This is a genomic window from Phycisphaerae bacterium (genome assembly GCA_018003015.1).
GTDB lineage: Bacteria > Planctomycetota > Phycisphaerae > UBA1845 > PWPN01 > JAGNEZ01.
In genome coordinates this window covers 51,877-70,270 of the sequence record JAGNEZ010000034.1, presented here as the reverse complement: position 1 = coordinate 70,270, position 18,394 = coordinate 51,877, and the positions used below count along the sequence as shown (strand labels likewise).

At 63.7% G+C, this 18,394-nt stretch carries 11 protein-coding genes; 4 read left to right on the top strand and 7 right to left on the bottom strand.

The features are described 5' to 3' along the window. Positions 1 to 93: 93 nt before the first annotated feature. Positions 94 to 654, top strand: a complete 561-nt coding sequence (locus KA354_15355; protein ID MBP7936019.1) for a hypothetical protein — start codon at positions 94 to 96, stop codon at positions 652 to 654. Between the two features lie 73 nt (positions 655 to 727). On the opposite strand, the gene KA354_15350 is transcribed toward KA354_15355, so the two are convergent. Beyond that, positions 728 to 2,398: a hypothetical protein gene (locus tag KA354_15350; protein ID MBP7936018.1), complete on the bottom strand. Its 1,671-nt coding sequence runs from the start codon at positions 2,396 to 2,398 to the stop codon at positions 728 to 730. A gap of 140 nt (positions 2,399 to 2,538) precedes the next feature. Here KA354_15350 and KA354_15345 point away from each other — a divergent pair, with 140 nt between their 5' ends. Further along, positions 2,539 to 5,970 (top strand): hypothetical protein, encoded by a 3,432-nt coding sequence (locus KA354_15345; GenBank protein ID MBP7936017.1) that lies wholly within the window; start codon positions 2,539 to 2,541, stop codon positions 5,968 to 5,970. A gap of 87 nt (positions 5,971 to 6,057) precedes the next feature. Here the strand turns inward: KA354_15345 and KA354_15340 are convergent, their stop codons facing one another. From KA354_15340 to KA354_15315, 6 genes are all read right to left on the bottom strand, one after another. After that, on the bottom strand, positions 6,058 to 6,867 hold the full coding sequence (locus tag KA354_15340) for a hypothetical protein (protein MBP7936016.1): 810 nt from the start codon (positions 6,865 to 6,867) through the stop codon (positions 6,058 to 6,060). A 1,961-nt stretch (positions 6,868 to 8,828) separates the two neighbouring features. Further along, positions 8,829 to 10,136, bottom strand: coding sequence for a TRAP transporter large permease (locus KA354_15335; protein MBP7936015.1), 1,308 nt, complete (start codon positions 10,134 to 10,136; stop codon positions 8,829 to 8,831). After that, positions 10,133 to 10,627, bottom strand: a complete 495-nt coding sequence (locus KA354_15330) for a TRAP transporter small permease (GenBank protein MBP7936014.1) — start codon at positions 10,625 to 10,627, stop codon at positions 10,133 to 10,135. Before KA354_15330 ends, KA354_15335 begins: the two co-directional genes overlap by 4 nt. A gap of 15 nt (positions 10,628 to 10,642) precedes the next feature. Continuing rightward, positions 10,643 to 11,710, bottom strand: coding sequence for a TRAP transporter substrate-binding protein (locus tag KA354_15325; GenBank protein MBP7936013.1), 1,068 nt, complete (start codon positions 11,708 to 11,710; stop codon positions 10,643 to 10,645). Between the two features lie 67 nt (positions 11,711 to 11,777). After that, positions 11,778 to 13,004: a DUF1343 domain-containing protein gene (locus KA354_15320; protein ID MBP7936012.1), complete on the bottom strand. Its 1,227-nt coding sequence runs from the start codon at positions 13,002 to 13,004 to the stop codon at positions 11,778 to 11,780. 131 nt (positions 13,005 to 13,135) lie between these two features. Beyond that, on the bottom strand, positions 13,136 to 15,139 hold the full coding sequence (locus KA354_15315) for a DUF2961 domain-containing protein (GenBank protein ID MBP7936011.1): 2,004 nt from the start codon (positions 15,137 to 15,139) through the stop codon (positions 13,136 to 13,138). Positions 15,140 to 15,415: 276 nt separating this feature from the next. Here KA354_15315 and KA354_15310 point away from each other — a divergent pair, with 276 nt between their 5' ends. Further along, complete coding sequence (locus tag KA354_15310; GenBank protein ID MBP7936010.1) at positions 15,416 to 17,896, top strand: chemotaxis protein CheA; 2,481 nt, start codon at positions 15,416 to 15,418, stop codon at positions 17,894 to 17,896. Next, entirely contained in the window at positions 17,880 to 18,392 is a 513-nt protein-coding gene (locus KA354_15305) for a purine-binding chemotaxis protein CheW (protein MBP7936009.1), read from the top strand. The genes KA354_15310 and KA354_15305 overlap by 17 nt, the downstream gene beginning before the upstream one ends. Positions 18,393 to 18,394 lie beyond the last annotated feature (2 nt).

Here is an 18,394-nt window from a genome sequence, read left to right as displayed (position 1 = left end):
CCCCCCCGACTTGCCCCCCCGAGCCTCAGCCTTGCCTGTCCCGGTTCGTGGTATAATAGGGGAACGTTCATTTCCGAGCCGAGGAGACAGGCTATGGCCAACATTCCCCTTAAACGCGGAATGCTCATCCGACACCAGAATCATGTCTACGAGGTCTCCGACTTCCAGGAACACCACGCGGGCAAGCAGCGCCCGACTGTCCATGTCGCCCTCCGGGACATCCGCGACGGCCATCCCGTCGATCGCTCGCTTGACGATCTGCTGCCTGTCGCCGAAGTCGACCGGGCCTGGCGGACCATGCAGTACCTCTACCCCAAAGGTCCCCTCCGAGTGTTCATGGACAGCGAGACGTTCGAAGAGTACGAGCTGAACGGTCCTCCGCTGGGCGGGCATGAGCCTTTCCTTGTCGAGGGTCAGGAATACCGCGTCATGTTCGTGGACGATGCCCCGACCTCCCTGGAGATGCCGGATATCATCCCCCTCAAGGTGACCCTCACGGCCGCACCGGAGCATTCGGTCGGTACGGCCGCCAACATCACCAAGGAAGCTACCCTGGAGAACGGGCTCACCGTACGCGTGCCCCTCTTCATCAAGACCGGCGATCTCATCCGCGTCGATACCCGCACCAAAGCTTACGCGGGCAAGGAGCACTGAACCAGGCACCCATCATTCAAGACCCCGGCGTACGCCCGGCGACGCCAAAGCCGGCCCGGTCGCCGCCTTGACGTCAGAAGTCAAGAACGATCAGTGAGCGGGGCGCCAGCGTCACCCGGGTCGAGCCTCCGCCGGTGGTCATCGGGGCGGCATCCGCCGGAACTACCAACAATGCCCTGGGATCCCTCTGTGGACCAGCCCTGTCAGCCGCCATCTTCACCGAGACTTCAACCTCACGATCGTCGAAGTTCTCGATGACTGCGATCCGATCCCCAAAGAGATAGAGGGCCACCCGGCTGGGCGCATCAAACTCCACGCCCAGCGGCGCAAGCATGAGCTTGCGAATCGCCTTCAACCGCTCTGCAGGCAGGCCCATCAACTGCCACGGGTCCTTGGGCACCTCCAGCAGCTCGATGGAGTCGCCGCCGACCTTCACCGAGTCAGGCAGCAGCTTGGCCAACGTCTGCGTCAAAAGCAGCGGCGTGCGGGCCTTGATCATCCGGCTCAGCTTCTCGGGCAGCTCCTTGTCCTTCAACGCTTGCCGAGGCAGGAACGCGCACGGCACATCGACACGAATCTCGCCCGACGGCACCAAGGGCAAGCCGAGCAAGCCCAGGTAGTCATAGACGTACTCGTCACCCTCCGCATCGCTGTTGGGCGGCTTGGGAGCGGCAATCCCCCGCGGCGTCAGGCCGCGCACCAGTTCCGCCAGACGGAACAGCCGGGGCATTTCCTGTCGCAAAGCCTTCACGTTGGCTGGTCCGGTCTCGTTCTGCAGCGAACCGTAGCAGAACAGCACCGCCTCGCCCGCTCCCCCCAGGATGGTCTGGCGAGCCTGCTCGACGTAGGTGGCCGGCTTGGTCCCGTAGGGATCGAACCATCCGCCGCCGCACTTGGGGCCGCCAATCGCGCCCAGCCAGCGCATGATAAAGTAAGCTTCGTACTGGCTCTTGCGACCCCATTCCTTGCTGTCCGGCTCACGCGTCTCGGTGCCCACCCAGATCTTGTCGTAGAGTCTCGTCTGGCGAACAACCTCGTAACCGCGCTTGTGAAACTGCTCGTACCACTGGGGATACTTCAGGATCAGCTTCACCTTGGGATTGGCCTTCCGGGCCGGCTCCAGGACAAACCGCTGGGAAACGTCCATGAGCAGATCGCATCGATACTCGGCCCAGGGCTTGTCGCCGCGCCCCTTGACACAATCGGGGCACTCGCACTGGGTGGCGAAGAAATCGTCGATCATGACCTCGTCGAACAGCTCGGCGGCGTACCCGAAGACCTCCGCCAGCTTGGCCTGGCCGGCCGGCTCGCTGAAACAGGGAAACAGCCAGCCGTCGGAAGGCTTGCGGCCGATGCCGACGGTGGTGACACAGCCGCTGACCAGAAAGCCGGCGTCGGCAAACGCTTTCTTGGCGTTGAGCAGCAACGCCTTCGGGGCCGTGTAGCCACCCCGGAAGCTCTCCAGATACACATGGGTGACACCGGTGTCCTTGCACCAGCGCATCGCCCGGTTCACGGCCTCCGGGCCACCCAGGTGATGACGAACATCTTCGGCCGTGAAAAGCGTGGAGAAGCGGATGCTCGGAGCATGGCGCCGAGCCAGATCCCACAAGGCATCACCGCTCGCAGCCATCGGACCGGCAGCCGGGGGGGAGGGCTCCTCGGCCACCGCACAAGGAAATGACCACAAAAGCACAACCGACATCGCCGCTCCAACCAAAACAACGAGGTACGCGCGAGGCATCGTATTCCTCCTCTGACGCCGAAAGGACCTCCAACGCCGGCTCCTGCGCCTCCCGACACAGCCACGCGGCACGCTGGTCCCGGCCGTCGAATCAGGTTACAACATCCTTCGTCTCGAGGCCACCAAGGAGACATCCCCTCATGCAGATCCACACACACCGAGCGTCCCTCGTCGCCCTCGTGTCGATGGTAAGTCTTGCCTTCCCGCTCGAGCCGAGTCCAGCCCACCCGCCCCGGGCGGCATTGTCCCGCACGGGACTGCCCGGCGAAGACCCCGACCTGGTGGCCGCACTCGGAACCGAGCTTCGACAGGCCGGGTACGAGGTCGCCGAACTGGACGCGACCGCATTGTGCGACCCCGCTCGCTTCAGCGCCGGCCAGTTCGATCTGCTCGCCCTGGCGAATGGGAATACGCTGCCGGACGCCGCGGCCGGGCCCATCGAGACCTTCGCCCGGTCGGGCGGCGACATCATCGCCCTCAAGACCCCGCTCTGGGAACAAGCCGTGATCCCGGCCGAGGGACGCTGGATGTCTCGCGAGGACTACCAGCGGTCACATGCCGGTGATCTGCCTCCTCACGTCGTCTTCGACTTCACGCCACCGAGCATCGCCCGATGGATACGCACCCACGGGCCCGGCGACGGCGTCGCCACTGCGGAGACGACCGACCAGGGCCCCCGAGCCGGGCGACGAGCCTTGCACGTGACCTGTGCCAAAATGGAGAACTGGGACACACACGGACAGGAAAACCTCGCCGCGCCGTTCCCGCCGGGGCACACCCTCACGATCTTCGCCGCCCGCGGCGGACCGAACACCCGCGAACTCGCGATCGAATGGCGAGAAAAGGATGGATCCCGCTGGATCGCTGTCGTCGCCCTTGCTCCGGAGTGGCGGCAATATGTGCTCACACCGCGCGATTTCCGGTACTGGGAAAGCGTCCCGGCGCGGTCCGCGGGCCCGTTCCGACCTGAGAACGCCAACGCCCTCTTCGTCGGCCTAGCCGCCAGCCACACCCGCAGCGTCGGCAGCGGCCCACACGAGTACTGGATCGGACCGTTCGGCACCGCCATGGCCAGACCGGAACATGACCAGCTCTGCACCACCGCCACCCTGCCGCGCCTGGAAACCCTCGCCCCGGTCTACAAGCTGTTCGACTGCCACGGTGTCCGCACCCTCGTCGTCCGCGATGACCAGGCCATCATCGAGCCGGCCGTCTTCACCGTCCCGGCCAGTCTTCGCTCGCCACACCCCCGACCACGCGGCGGCGGCTTCGACTCCAACCGAACTTGGCGCTGGATCCCACTCATCGAGGCTCGCACCGCCAACGGACAATGGCGAGGCACCCCCGCCACACTGATCGGCCACGCCGACGGGCCACACAAGGGCGCGATCTGGGCGTCGTTCGGAATCGCCGACAACGATTGGTACAGGCACCCGGAGGCCATTCGGACGATCGGCCGAGTCGCCCGGTGGATGAGGCGGGGCACGCTCCTGCTCGATGGCGGGACCGATCATTTCGCCTACTTCCCGAACCAGTCCATGCGGATGGGCGTGCGAGCCTTTCAGGCCAACTCGGGAGAACCCGGACCGGTCGAGGCACGCGTCACCCTGTGCAACAACGACAACGGCCACAAAGTCTGGCAGAAAAGCTGGCCCATCCATTTCGACGGTGACCGGATAGCATCGGTGGAAGCGACCTGGAAGCCAGCCGCCTGGCCGCGGAAGGGACTCAAGGTCTGCGCGGAGCTGCTGCTCGGAGGCGCAGTCATCGACCGCGTCGTTTCCGAGGCCCAGGCCTGCGAGTCCCGGCAGGAGAAACACTTCCTCACCACCCAGGACGGCCACTTCACGCTCGACGGCAAGCCCTGGCGGGCCCACGGCGTCAACTACATGCCATCGTCGGGAATCGGCACCGAGGACGCCGCCTACTTCGAGAACTGGCTCGGCAGGCGGTCCTACGACCCCGAGATCGCGCAACGAGACCTCGAACGAATCAAGGCCTTGGGGCTCAACTCGGTCAGCATCTTCGTCTACCACCAGGCCATCCGCGACCAGAACCTGCTCGACCTGCTCCGCCGACTGGAAAACCTGGATCTGAGAGCCAACCTGTCATTGCGCCCCGGCTCACCCAAGAACTTCACCCCTTGCTGGCCGCTGATGAAAGAGATCATCGAGTTCAACCACCTGAGGGATAACGACACGATCTTCGCGTACGACCTGGATTGGGAACCGACCTTCGGTACCCGCGAGGAACGCAGAATCTGGGACCGCCACTGGGAACAGTGGATCGTGGAGCGCTACGGGAGCATCGATGCTGCCGAGAAACACTGGCAGGCACCTGCGCCGCGCGATGCCGCCGGCACGATCACCAGCCCCCCGCCGGAGCAGATCGACACCAACGGACCATGGCGCGCCATGACCGCGGCCTACCGGCGATTCCTCGACACCCTGCTGTATCACAAGTACGGCCACGCCCGGCATCGGGTCCGCGAGATCGACCCCAATCACCTGGTCAGCTTCCGCATGGCCGACGCCGCTTGCCCGACGTACCGATGGAACGGCCGGATCACCTATGACTTCCCATACCTGGCGGCGGCCGTCGACTTCCTGGCTCCCGAAGCCTATGGCCGAATCGGCAATTGGGAGAAGGTGAAGCCGGGTTGGTTCCAAGTGGCCTACGCCCGCTGGGCAGGACCGAACCGGCCGGTCATCTGGGCCGAGGCCGGGGTCCACGTCTGGGATCTCGGCACCATGGCCCCCTCGCCCTCCCTCCTGACCTTCCAGGCCCAGCTCTACCGCGACCTGTACCGAATGTTCATCGCCAGCGGATCCGACGGCGTGTTCTTCTGGTGGTACCCCGGCGGCTTCCGCTGCCACGAGGCCAGCGACTACGGCATCATCAACCCGGATGGCTCCGACCGCCCGGTGACCCTGGTCATCCGAGAACAAGCCAGCCCATTCCTCAACGCCCCCCTGCCCAAACCCATCGACCATTGGATCGAAATCGACCGCGACCGGCACCCCGACGGCGTTTCCGGGATCTATGACGCGGCCAAGGACGAGTTCTGGAAAGCGATCGAGACCGGCCGGACCCCGGGTCTTCGAACCCTGGGCACAGCCACGACCTCCGCCGAGTGCCCCCTGGACGCGATCGGCAACGTACCCCACAGCGAGCCCAATCCGCCGAAATACCTCGATGCCGCATTTGACTCGGTCGAAGTGGAAGGTGCCGACGGTAGATGGTCCACACTCGACAACGGAGCCTCGATCAAGCTCCGTGGCGATGTCGCCACGCGGCTACGGGTGACACTCACCAATCTGGGGGAAGCCCGCTGGCTCAGTTCCGGCCAAGACGTTGGGCGACAGGGCTCCGTCGTGCTGGTGATCCGCGAGGGAGATCACCTTCGCAGAATACCCCTGCCCGGCTCCGTGGATCACCAGGGCTCCACCATCGTCGACGATGCGATCGTCGCACCCGCGGACGGAGCACTTCCGACCGATCTCCTCATCGGGATCGAAGCGGTTGGCCGCGCTTCATTCGGGCCGAAACACGCCATCCGACTTGTTCGATAGCGGGAACTCGTGTTGGGCTGCAGTCCTCGCTCGTGCGTCAGGCTGTTACCCGTCCGGCCGGCGCGGTTCTCTCGCCGGACGACTACCTCAAGGCGGTTCGATGCCGTCACAGGCCTTGTCAGCCGGGACCATCGGTCCACTGAAGCAGTCCTGGAACTTGGCCAGATCCATGGCGTCCACGTCCGCGTCGTTGTCCCGATCCAGCGTGCCGCAGCCCATCGCCGGGGGCCCCTGCATATCCCCCGTGAAACAGAGCTGAAACTCGCCAAAATCAAGCTGATCCACGTCGCCGTCACCGTCAATATCCGCAAATGGGTCGTGGTAGAGGCAGTTGTGGCTCATGGCACAGTCGGAGTCGGCACAGTCGATCAGACCGTCACCGTCATCGTCGAGCCCATTGCTGCACTCGGTCTCCATCGGGCAGTAGATGGTGCCGTGGCAGTCAGGATTCTCGCTCTGACAGACGTCCGTGCGTCCGTCCCCGTCGGTATCGGTGAGGTCGCCGCACAACACGCAGTGGAGCGGGTCCTGGCAGGAGCGATCGCGGCCAAGGCGGATGTTGTCGATCCAGAAGATGGTGGTTCCATTCGCACCATCGACCTGCACGTCTCTCACTCCGCCGAGCTGGAATACGATGGCTCGGACCATGTCCCGCGGCGGCGCCGGATTCGGCAGGCCGTTCCAGACGGTATCGTAAGACGTCCAGTCGTTCAGCGAACGGTCACCCGTGTTGTTGAGGTTGCCGTGAGCTATCCCGTCCCAGCTCCAGCCGGTGCTCTGGAAGATCCAGTTGCTCCACCCAGCCCCCCCCCACTGGTACGCCGGCGAACTAGGATCGTGCTTGGCACTGGCTTCGAAGACCGTGTACTCGGTCAGGTCTACGCCTTGAGGGAACATGTCACGCTGAATCACTACGCCATCGTCCCCGGTCGGCGTCCAGGGCACGGTGACCTTGAGAGAACCGGAGCAGGGATTGGCCCCGCCGGGGAGGGGGTTGCCATCTGGACCACACGCCCCACCATCGAAGTCAACCGTCGGGTCCCATTCCACCACGGCCCCCGGCAAGTTGTCGTTGTTGATATGCCACTGAGCGGCCTCCTCAGCCGTGTCGAACTCGTTGATCGTGTATCGCCCCGCCGGCCCGGCCGCGAAGCGGGCGTTGTCCAGGTAGTACGTGGCCGTGCCGGTGTACCCCCACGTGTTGGTGACAAGCACGAGCTCGAGCCAGCCGGTGTCAACTGGGATGTCGGCCTTGAGAAAGGCGTAGTCCCATGCCGCGGTGACGGTCGAGTCCGCCGTACCATCCCACGAGGCCACTTCGCCGATCATTCGCCAGCCTCTGCCACTGAGGCTGCCGCCGTAGTTCACGACCAGCATCAGGCTGGCACCCTTGCTCGTCGCCGCCGGATCCGGTGTCCAGTCAGCGACCAGCCGCGTCACGTCGACAGCGAAGATGTCGCTGGCCAGAAACTGCGCGACCTGGCCATGGCCCGTGATGCTGTAAGCGATCGCATTCCTCCAGCCCCCGACGGCGTTCTGCATCTTCAGGCTTCGCGTGTTCAGTGTTGCCCCGGTCGCACTGTAAGTGAAGGGCGTGGTCGCCCCCCAGCTTGACCAGCCGTCTGCCCGATCCTCCCAGTCGCTAATCCCGGGCCAGCCTTGCGTGAAGTGCGCATCGTCCAGGTAGTGCGAGCCCCAAGCGGTGAAAGCGGTGTCAAAGTTCGTGACGATCACCAGTTCGAGGTAGGTGATGGTGTTCCTGTCAAGCAAGGCCTTCACGGCACTGTAATCCCACGAGGCCGTCACCGTGGCGGTGCCGTTCCCGTTGTTCCACCCGCCCGACCAGCCAAGATCCTGCCAGATGCCCCCCAGATCCGAACTGGCATTGATGATCAGGTGCAGGCCGTTCCACCAACTCGTCGCCCCAACCCACTCGGACGCCACCCGGGTCACGTTGACATCGAACTGGTTGTTGCCGAAGAAGGCATCCAGCCCTGCCGGATCGTTCAGCGAAATGGCCAGAACCTGCTGGTAGCCGCTCGCCCCGGCCGTCACTTTGAGCGCCGAGGCGCCTCGCGTCACCCCGGTCGTGCTGAAATCGACCGTCGTACCTGCGGGCGCGCCCCCCGAGACCGCCCACCCATCCATCGATCCGTTTTCCCAGTCCCCGATCACTTGGGCGTAGCCGCTCGATCCCCAGACGAGGGTCAGAGCAAGGCCCGCCAGCCAGCGCCCGCGCTTCTGCATCTCAAACCTCCTTACATGAGAAAGTGATTTGTCGTACAGCCACCCCAGCGACTTCACCGTGCAGATTGGGCGATGTGCACGGCTTACTTCTCCCGGCACGCATTCAGTATATCTTGTCCCGTCCACCGCGCCTACTCGGTGTTCATCCCGGTTCGATGCGGTGGGCCTTATATGGGCAACAAGCCCGCGCCCCACCCCCGTCGCACGCGGCAAGAACACCGAGTCCATGGACGACCTCGCCCACAAGCCGCTGGCCCCTTGAGGGATCGCCCGTTCAATGCCGCACCTGCCTGCCATGCGTGTGACGGAGGGGCGCTGGAATGACGCCACCGCCCTGGTGAGGCAGAAAAAAACCTACCAGGTGACGCATGACCTCGCGACGATTCCGGTCGATCGGTCCACGGAATGACCCTGTTCCTCGGCGCGAAACCTTGCCTTCCAGTACCTTGGGCACAAGAGCATCGAGTCGAAATGGTCCCCGATTCGAACCCGCAGGCCCAGCTGCGCCGCACAGAGATCAAACCGAGATGAAGTAGGGGGTGTCCAGGACAGCCACCGTTGCTCGGTCGGTGGGTGAACGCGGACCAGCCGCGAACCCCCGAGATGTCTGATCATCGCGACAGGTTGGACCAAGCCAGGACAGTCCAGTACGGGGAAAGCAGCATCAGGAGGAAGGTAATGATGTACGCTGGAAGGTAGTAAAGCGCCCCTTTGAACACCTGCTCCATGGGCACCTCTTTGGACATGCCCGCCACGACGAAGCAGGAAATGCCGACCGGCGGGGTGATCGCGCCCAGAGTCGTCACCAGGCAGATGACCTCGCCAAACCAGACCGGATCGTAGCCCATCTTGGCCACCAGCGGCGAGAAGATCGGCAACGAAATCAGCAGGAACGCCAGGGCATCCATGAAGCAGCCGCCGACCAGGTAGCACAAGAGCATCGTCAGCAGAACCGCCCAGGACGGCCACGCCAGGCCGCCGATCCACTGGGCGACGGCGTCGGGAAGGCCGGTGACGTTCATGAATCGCCCGAACAGCGTCGCCCCAACCAGAATCATGAACACCAGACAGGAGATGCGCAGCGTGTCATAGACCGCCATGGTGAAAGCGTGCCAGCTCAAACGGCGGCGCAACAGGCAGAACAGCAGACCCAGCGTGCAGCCGACCGCTGCCGCTTCGGTCGCAGTCACGAACCCCGACAGCAGAGCAGACATGATGACCAGGAACAGGACCAGAATATCGAGCACGTCGGGAATACACCGCAGCCGCTCGCCCCAGGTGGCGTTGGGACCTTCGGGACCCCAGTCGGGATGACGACGGCAGATCACCACGACGGTCAGCGACAGGAACACCGTGAGCAGACCGCCGGGGATCAACGTGCCGACAAAAAGCTTGCCGATCGACTGGCCGGTGTAGAGCCCATAGACCACCAGCACGATGCTCGGCGGGATCATGACGCCCAGGGTCGACCCGGCCGCGACCGCCCCGCTGCGGAGGACCGCATGGTAGTTGTACCGCTTCATCGACGGAATCGCCACGGCGCTCATCGTGGCGGCGGTGGCGGTGTTGGAGCCGCAGATCGCGGAGAAACCGGCACAGGCCAGCATGGTCGCGATGGCCAGCCCCCCACGCCGATGGCCCGCCCAGGTATAGGTGGCGTGGAACAGCCGGTCGTTGTAGCCGGCATAGAAGATGAACTCCCCGACCAGGATGAACATCGGAATGACCGTGAACTCCGACTTGGAGAAGGAAGTCCAAACTTCGGTGCGGAGGATACCCATGGCCGCTTCAGGGGACCGAACCACGGCGATCCCCACAAAGCCGATGATGGCCATGACGAACGCGGCCGGCATGCGCGACACAAGCATGGCCACGACCATGATGCCAATGGCACAGAGCCCGAGGACCGGGTCGCTCATGAGGCCACCCGGGGCCGGGACCACCCGAGAAGATTGCTCAGATCAACCGCGAGATTGAGAACCATGGCCGCACAACCTGCCGCCACGCAGACCACAAAGGGATAGTAGATGATCTTGAGTGTCTCCGAAACCTCGCCGTTCTCACGCAAAGCCATCGCGTGCCGAAATACCTGGTAGGCGATGATGGCGAAGAAAACGAGCGTGACCAGGTACTGGAGACAGTCGACCAGCTTCGCCACCACCGGAGGATAGGAGCGGCTGATGATATCCACCACGATGTGGTCTTTCCGTCGCTGGGTGGCCCCCAGAGCACAGGCGACAGCCACCGCCCCGGCAAAACCAACGAGTTCGTAGGCCCCTTCGAGGTTCCCGCCAAACAGGCGCATGACCACGTTGGTCGTGGCCACGCCCATCAGCAGGAGCACGGCAACCCCACCCAACACAATCAGCACGCGGTTGACGACCACAGTCAACTTGTCAAGCCACGCCACGCGACGTCCTCCGGCTCAGGGGGCCTTCTCGTGCTCCGCCTTGAGGCGAAGCAGATCGGCCATGATCTCCTTGCCGGGCAGACCGGCCTTGACCAGCCTGTCCACGTACGCGTCCACCAACGGCTTGAACACCTCGGCCATTTGGGCCAAATCCGAGTCCGGCAGCTTGTTGACCTGGTGATTGTGCTTCTCCTTGGCCCAGGCCAGGGCTTCGGCAACATGCTGGTCCACGTATTCCCCGGTCCAGACGGCCTGATCGCGGCGCAGCTCGTCAATCGCTTTCTTCACGTCCGCCGGCAGCGACTCCCACTTCTCCAGGTTCATCACCACCGCAAACGTGACCACGTGCAGGTTGGCCGGGGTGGCATAGGGACAGTACGAGGCATACCCCATGTCCTGAAGCACCTCGAGAGACGACACCACACCCTGGATGACGCCTTTCTGGAGAGCGTCAGGCGTATCCGACTGCGGCATGCCCACCGGCGTGGCCCCCAGGCTCTTGATCACGTCGGTGGCCGTCCCGGATACCCGAAGCGACATGCCCTTGAGGTCGGCCAGCGACCGCACCGGCTTGGTGGTCATGATGCTGGCGGGCGGGCAGGCGAACAGGGTCACCAGCTTGACCTTCTCGAACTCCTTGGGCTGGTACTTCTCGATGAGGTCGTACAGCGCGAGCGAGGCCGCCTTGGCGCTGGCGAAACTCAGCGGCTGGTCCACGGCCTCGGATACCGGGAATCGGCCCGGCTGGTAGCTCATCGCGAAATTGCCGATGTCGGCCACGCCTGAGATGATCCCGTCAAACATGTTCTTGGCACCCAGCAGCGTGCCACCCGGCGATGTCTTCACCGTGACCTTGCCCTGGGTGCGTTTCTCGATCTCCGTCTTCCACCGCTCCATCTGCACGCACGGGAAGGTCTTCGCCGGCGGAAAGTTGGCGTAGGTCAGCACGATCGCACCTTCCAACGCCGGCTGGCTGGCGGCGCCGCCCGCTCCACCGCTCGGAGCCTGCTCCCGGCAGCCAAAAACCGCCAGAACGATCAGCACGCCAATGGAAATGCCTCTCAAGAATGACGTCTTGGTCATGTGTAGCCCTCGCTGATAGGGGGAAAACAGCTGTCAGCAGGAGCATATCCGCCCAACCGCGAGCCTGTCAATCATAGAGCAGGAACTTGGCCCGCTTGGCCATGTACTCGTCGAGATCACTGCTCCAGAAGCGGATAATCTCCTCCGACGGCCTTCTCTGCCCGAGCATCTCACCAATACGATCCGTGCCACAGACTTTGGACAACATGTCCAACCGCTTGCCGTCGCCGACCAGGTTCTCATTCGGGTAGAGTTCCCGGATCGCGTCCATGATGTGAAACTGGATCGGCGTCAGCTCGACGTATTCCCGGTCGGTGATGTGAATCTGCACGCCACCGCACGGCTGCCCCTTGATCCGATCAATGTAATAAGGCTTGAAGTAGATCGGGCGAAACCGAACCCCGGGCAACCGCCGATTGTTGAGATTCTGGGCCAGGGCCTCCGCATCCTTGATGAATGGGGCACCCGCCAGTTCGAACGGCAGCGTGTAGCCGACGCCCTCGCTGACCGTCTGCAGTTCCCCCATGATGCCCGTGGCGGCGTAGAACATGGCCACGTCCGCCCGCGGAACGTGCGGGGAGGTCGGCACCCAGGGCAGACCCGTCTGGTCGAACCACATGTCCCGCCGCCAGCCGGTCATCGGAATCACCGTGAGCTTGCACTTGACCCCCTTGGCCAGCCAACCTTCTTCGTTGATCATCCGGGCCAGTTCACCACAGGTCAGACCATAGAGGTAGGGAATCGGATACTTGCCCACGTTCGAGCCAATCTTACGATGGGCTTCGTCGATCGGCCGGCCCTCCACGCGCTTGCCGGTCAGCGGATTGGGACGGTCCAAAACCATGAACTCGACGTGGTTCTCCGCCGCAGCCTCCATGACGATGCCCATCGTGCTGATGTAAGTGTAGGAGCGGGAACCGATGTCCTGGATGTCATAGACCAGCACGTCGATTCCCTTGAGCATGTCCGGAGTCGGCTTGTGCGTCTTGCCGTACAGCGAGTACACCGGAACACCGGTCGCGGTGTCGACCGAGTCCGCGACCCTGTCCCCCGCAAACACATCTCCGCGAATGCCGTGCTCCGGCCCAAACAGCGCCACCAGCTTGACGTTCGGAGCCCTGTTCAGCACGTCCGCCGTGCTCCGCAAGTCAAACGTGACCCCGGTCGGATTCGTGACCAGCCCCACACGCTTGCCGGCCAGGGGCCTGAAACCGTCCGTCACCAGCACGTCAATGCCGGTTTGAACCGCCGGCACCCCGGCCACCGCCGACAGCCTCGGTCCCAACAATACCATGACCACGCCAGCCCAAAGACACCAGAACGAACGCATGGCCAATCTCTCCGGCGCCGCCTGCCACAATGCAATCCGCGTACGGCCTCGCCCTCTCACGGCCAAGGCCCTCGCCACGGCAGGCCTCAACGCGGTCATTTCAGTTTCACGTAGTCCAGGCCGAACATGTACGCCTGGATCGCCTTCTCGTTGGCTCCAGTGATCTCGACCCCCAACTGGTTTTCGCCAGCCTTGAGATCAAAGACCCCAAGGTCGATCTCCTCCGTGGCGATGACGTCCGGGTTATAGAGATCCATGACCGCCCCGGCTTTCCGACCATTAACGTACAGCTGAACCTGACCGTAATCGCGAGCCTTGGTCAGCCTGACCATCACGTGCTTGGGCCCCGCTTCCTTGACCTCGAACGCCAGCTCCAGCTTCTCGCCGGGCTTGGCCTGGGTCCACCACAGCTGGCAACCGTTGCTGTAACGCTCGCCCAGATCCTGAATCTCCAGCTTGCCCGTCTTGCCGACGACCTTCAGCTTCTCGCCCTCCAGAGCCCCCGGCACGCGGGGCACCTGGTACTCGGGTACCTCGGTCAGAACCAGGTCCGCGGCCGTCAGCGACGCAAAAAAGTCCTTCCCGCCCGGCTTGGCATACCAGTAACTCACCGCCGCCCGAACCGTCTTCGCGGTCACATGCCAGTGCCAGTTCTCAAGGTCAAACTTGAACTGCTTCGTGAACGGGACGTCATCAATAATGTGAAAACGATTCACCGAGGTGTTGCCGTAGTTGCCGGGCCCGTCACACCGGGGCTGGTTGTGGTACGCGTGCACGAACAAAGCCGGACTGCACCACGCGTAGCCGTAGTAGTCCTCGGTCCCCGTGCCGAAGTGACTCGGCATCGCCTCGCCGTCAACGTAGATCTTCTCATCACCCTCGCCCCACCAGTCACGCACCGGGTTGACCACGTGCAGCGATCCGCCGACAAATCGGCCGGAGCCCGTGCACTCCAGATGAGCCCAGTCGGTGAACGGCCGCGTCGGCAGATCACGCTGGATCCGCCACTTGGCATGAAAGTGCATCGATCCGGAGGTCCAGGTGTAGGGCACGCTGGCGGCGGTGCCCGAAATCTGCACCGGCTCCTTGCCGAAATTCTTCACCGCGATCTTCGCGCCGCTCTTGAACGGCATGACCCAGTGGGAGTAAAGCGTCGCCGGACTGCCGGCCACGATGCCGCAGGGCAACGCTTCGAATCCGTTGAGACCCGGAGCCGTGCCAAAGAAATCACCCACCGGGCACTCGACCGTCTGCTCCCCGTCAAAGGTCATCTGCATCACCACGCCCCGAGCGGCCGCCGCCAGATCCTTGGCCGACAACGTCATCTCCAGCCTACGAACGGCCTTGGCACCCTGCAACTCCACAAGGTCCACACCCGCCCCCGCCGCCACGGACTTGCTGAAGCTCGTCTTCGCCGCATCCCCAGGCAGAACCACCGCTGACCGCGGGGACGCCAGCTTCCTGGCCAGCTCCTTGATCTCCGCCGCGTGCTGCTTCAGGTCGTCCGCCACAAAGGTCTTGACCTCCGTATCCGCCGGGTAGGTCCGATAATTCACGTGGTAGTAGAAATCGCCTTGATCACTGGTCACCTTGCAGTGCTTCGCGTACGGAATGGGAAAGTACAGGTTCCAGCCCGCAGAGCGCTCCCCCGCGATCGGTTTGGGAAGCCCTTCCACCTTGCCGCCGAGCAGATCGGACATGGGCGCCTGAAGTACCGGATCATCGTTGCCGTCCAGGTATATGCTTAATGTCCCCTTGGGATTCGCCGACCAGATCCTGACGATCGCCCCGGGCCCGTCAATGTCCATCATGACGTGCTCCTTCCGCCCGGCTCGCTCCTCGACCCGCAAGTACCGCCCACAGTCGCCGTTGGCAAACCAGTTCTTCTCCGTGGCGATCTTAGGATCGGTCGACGCACGATCATAACTCGAGAACTGCTTGGTCGTGTAGGCCGGCGACGGCTGCTCGGCCAATCGCTGGAGATCGGTCATGTCATTCAACAGGGACCCCGTGGTGATGGCCTGCACCAGGCCTTGGGCCGTGAGCACCACCAGGACGACCGATAACGACCGAAAGGCACGAAGGGTGCGCGGGGCCATGTTCGTTTCTCCTTTGAATCCTCGCAGGTCAGAGATCCCGGGCGAGTGTGACCACACCGGCCGCAACATACGGCCGCAGGGCTGTATTGTGCCGATTTCGCGACGGAAGGCAAGCGGCTTTGGCATGAAGTCCTTCCCGCGATCAGCCGACATACCCACCGGGGACGACCCTGGATGCGGACAGAGGCAGCTTGCGGGGCCGGCGAAAGGAGCCAGGCGGCGCGACCGTGAGGATTGAACCGTCGTGCGGACGCCGTCAACGCAAAAGGGTGAATCATGACCAAGGCGATCGAGAAGCTCTCCGCCCGAGATCTCAGCGAACTCGTCACCCGACTCTCCGACACCGTCGGTCGGATCGAGCCCGATGACCTCAGCTCGTTGGCCCAGATGCATGGCTGGTGCGAGAAAGTGATCCGGGCGACGGAGGAACGCGGTCCTGTCCCCTGCCCGGCCTTAGCCCAACAGACCAACACCGTCAGCAGCCAGTTGGAAGCCCTTATCCTCGGAGAGATCACCAACGTCGCCGCCGCGTTCACGGACATGTCCGGTTCCATCAACCGGCTGGCCGAACTCGCCTCCGAGAGTCTGCCCCGCCAGTTGCCGGCGGAACCGACCACTCCCTCGCCATCGGCCCCCTCGGCGCCCCCCGTTGCCGGGCAAACCCAACCCGCAGCACCGGCCACCGCCGAGCGGCCGAAGACCCCCTTCGCGCCAGAGGCGGCCCTCAGCGGCAGCATTCCCGCAACCTACCAATCCCAGCCGCTCAAAATCAACGAAGCCGAGCTCGAGTTCGTGAAGGGCTTCGTCGAAGAGGCCCGCGAACATATCGAGGCGGTCGAAGGCGCGCTGCTCGATGTCGAAGCCGCCCCGAACAACACCGAAAAAATCGACGATTTGTTCCGGCCGTTCCATACCATCAAAGGCATGGCCGGCTTCCTCAACCTCCGGGACATCAACGGTCTGACCCACGAAGTGGAAACACTGCTCGACCAGGGACGCAGGGGAGAACGCCAGGTCACGCCTGGCTTGATCGACCTCATCTTCGCCGTCGTGGATATCCTCAAACTGCAGGTCAACGCGATCGGCGTCTACCTGACCGACCCTTGCGGCGACACCATTCCCCAGCCCCCCGTGGCCGAAATGATCGACAAACTCCGGGCCATCGTTGCCGGCCAGCTCAGCGTGGACACCAGCACCGACGATTCGTTCGGGTCACCCAAGCGGCTCGGGGACATCCTCATCGAGACCGGCGCAACTTCGCCGGAAGCGGTGGCACTCGCTGTGGAAATGCAGAAGACCAGCCCCGATCAGAAACTGGGCGAGATCCTCATCGATCTGGGAAGCGCAACCCCCAGGCAGATCGGCCGAGCCATTCGCACCCAGACCCGAGCCCAAGGTGCGGACAGCCCGACAATCGAGACCGCGACAAGGCCCGCCCAGACTCAACCGGCACCCGCGGCGTCAGCTTCCGCCCCAACCTTCGTTCCCCCCGCCACCGCCGCCTCCGCCGGCGGACAACCCGGCGGAGCAGCCGACCTCTCCGTCCGAATCGATACCGCCAAACTCGACTTCCTGGTCGACATGGTGGGCGAGCTGGTCATCGCCCAGACCCTGGTCAACGCCAACTCGCTGATCAGCGGCGACCCCAAGCTCAACAAGGACGTCGGCCAGGTCAGCAAGATCGTGCGCAACGTCCAGGAAATGGCCATGTCGCTGCGGATGGTCCAGATCGGCGGCACCTTCCAGAAGATGGCCCGCCTGGTACGCGATGTCTCCCGAAAGGCCGGCAAGCAGGTCCAACTCAGCCTCGCCGGCGAGGAAACCGAACTCGATAAGAACGTCATCCAGCAGATCAGCGATCCGCTCATCCACATGGTCCGCAACGCGGTCGATCACGGGATCGAGCCCCCCGAGGCTCGCCGCGCGGCCGGCAAGAACCCGGTCGGGCACGTTCACCTGGCCGCCTATCACCAGGGCGGCAACATCGTGGTCGAGATCAGCGACGACGGCAAAGGCCTCGACCCGCAGATGCTCATCGCCAAGGGCATCGAAAAGGGCTTGGTCCAGCCGGGCGAAGAACTGACCGACCAGCAGGCGTACCAGCTCATCTTCGCCCCCGGCTTGTCCACCGCCGCCCAGATCACCGATATCTCCGGCCGCGGCGTGGGCATGGACGTCGTCAAGCGGAACATCGACCAGCTCCGCGGTAAGGTCGAAATCGCCTCCGAGAAGGGAAAGGGCTCGACGTTCTACATCCGCCTGCCTCTGACGCTCGCCATCATCGACGGCATGGTGGTCAGCGTCGGCCGCGAGCGATTCATCATCCCCACCATCGCCATCGCCCAGGCATTACGCCCGCTACCCGATCAGGTGTTCACGGTTCAGCAGCGCGGCGAAATGATCCAGGTGCGCGAACAGCTCATCCCACTCATCCCGCTGGGAATACTCTTCGGGCTGAGCGAGCGGGTGGACCCCTGCGACGCCATGGTCGTGATCTGCAACGTCGATGGCCGGCCGGTCGGCTTCGTCGTCAACGACCTGCTCGGCCAGCAGCAAGTGGTCATCAAAACCCTCGGCGAGCGATTCGAGGGACTGCAGGGCATCGCCGGCGCCGCCATCCTGGGCGACGGACGCGTCGGCCTGATCATGGAGGCCTCCGGCCTGGTCGAGGCTCACGAACGATACCAGCAGCGACAACTGATCGATCGCCGGCCGGATTCCAACACCAAGGAGATTCCGCATGAACACGCTGCTTGACCGGCCGACGGCGAACGGGCCGGGATCCGGCGGACAACGACCGCTCGGCGGCAAGTACCTGACCTTCAAGCTGGACAACGAAGAGTACGGCGTCGAGATCCTCAAAGTGCGCGAGATCATGGGGCTGCTCGACATCACCAAGGTCCCGCAAACCCCGGATTTCGTCGAGGGCGTCATCAACCTCCGAGGCAAGGTCATCCCCGTCATCGACCTGCGGGCCAAGTTCGACCTGCCGCGAACCGAGTACAACGACCAGACCTGCATCATCGTGGTCGACGTGGGAACGATGATCGGCATTATCGTGGACACCGTCAATGAGGTAAACGACATCCCCGTGGAGAACATCGAACCACCACCGCAGTTGGACGGGACCGTCGACACCGGCTTCATCCTGGGTATGGGCAAGGTCAAGGATGAAGTCAAGATCCTCCTGGACATCGCCAAGGTCTTGAACTCCGAAAACCTCGTCATGGGGCGGGACTCGGTCCTGGGCTGAGA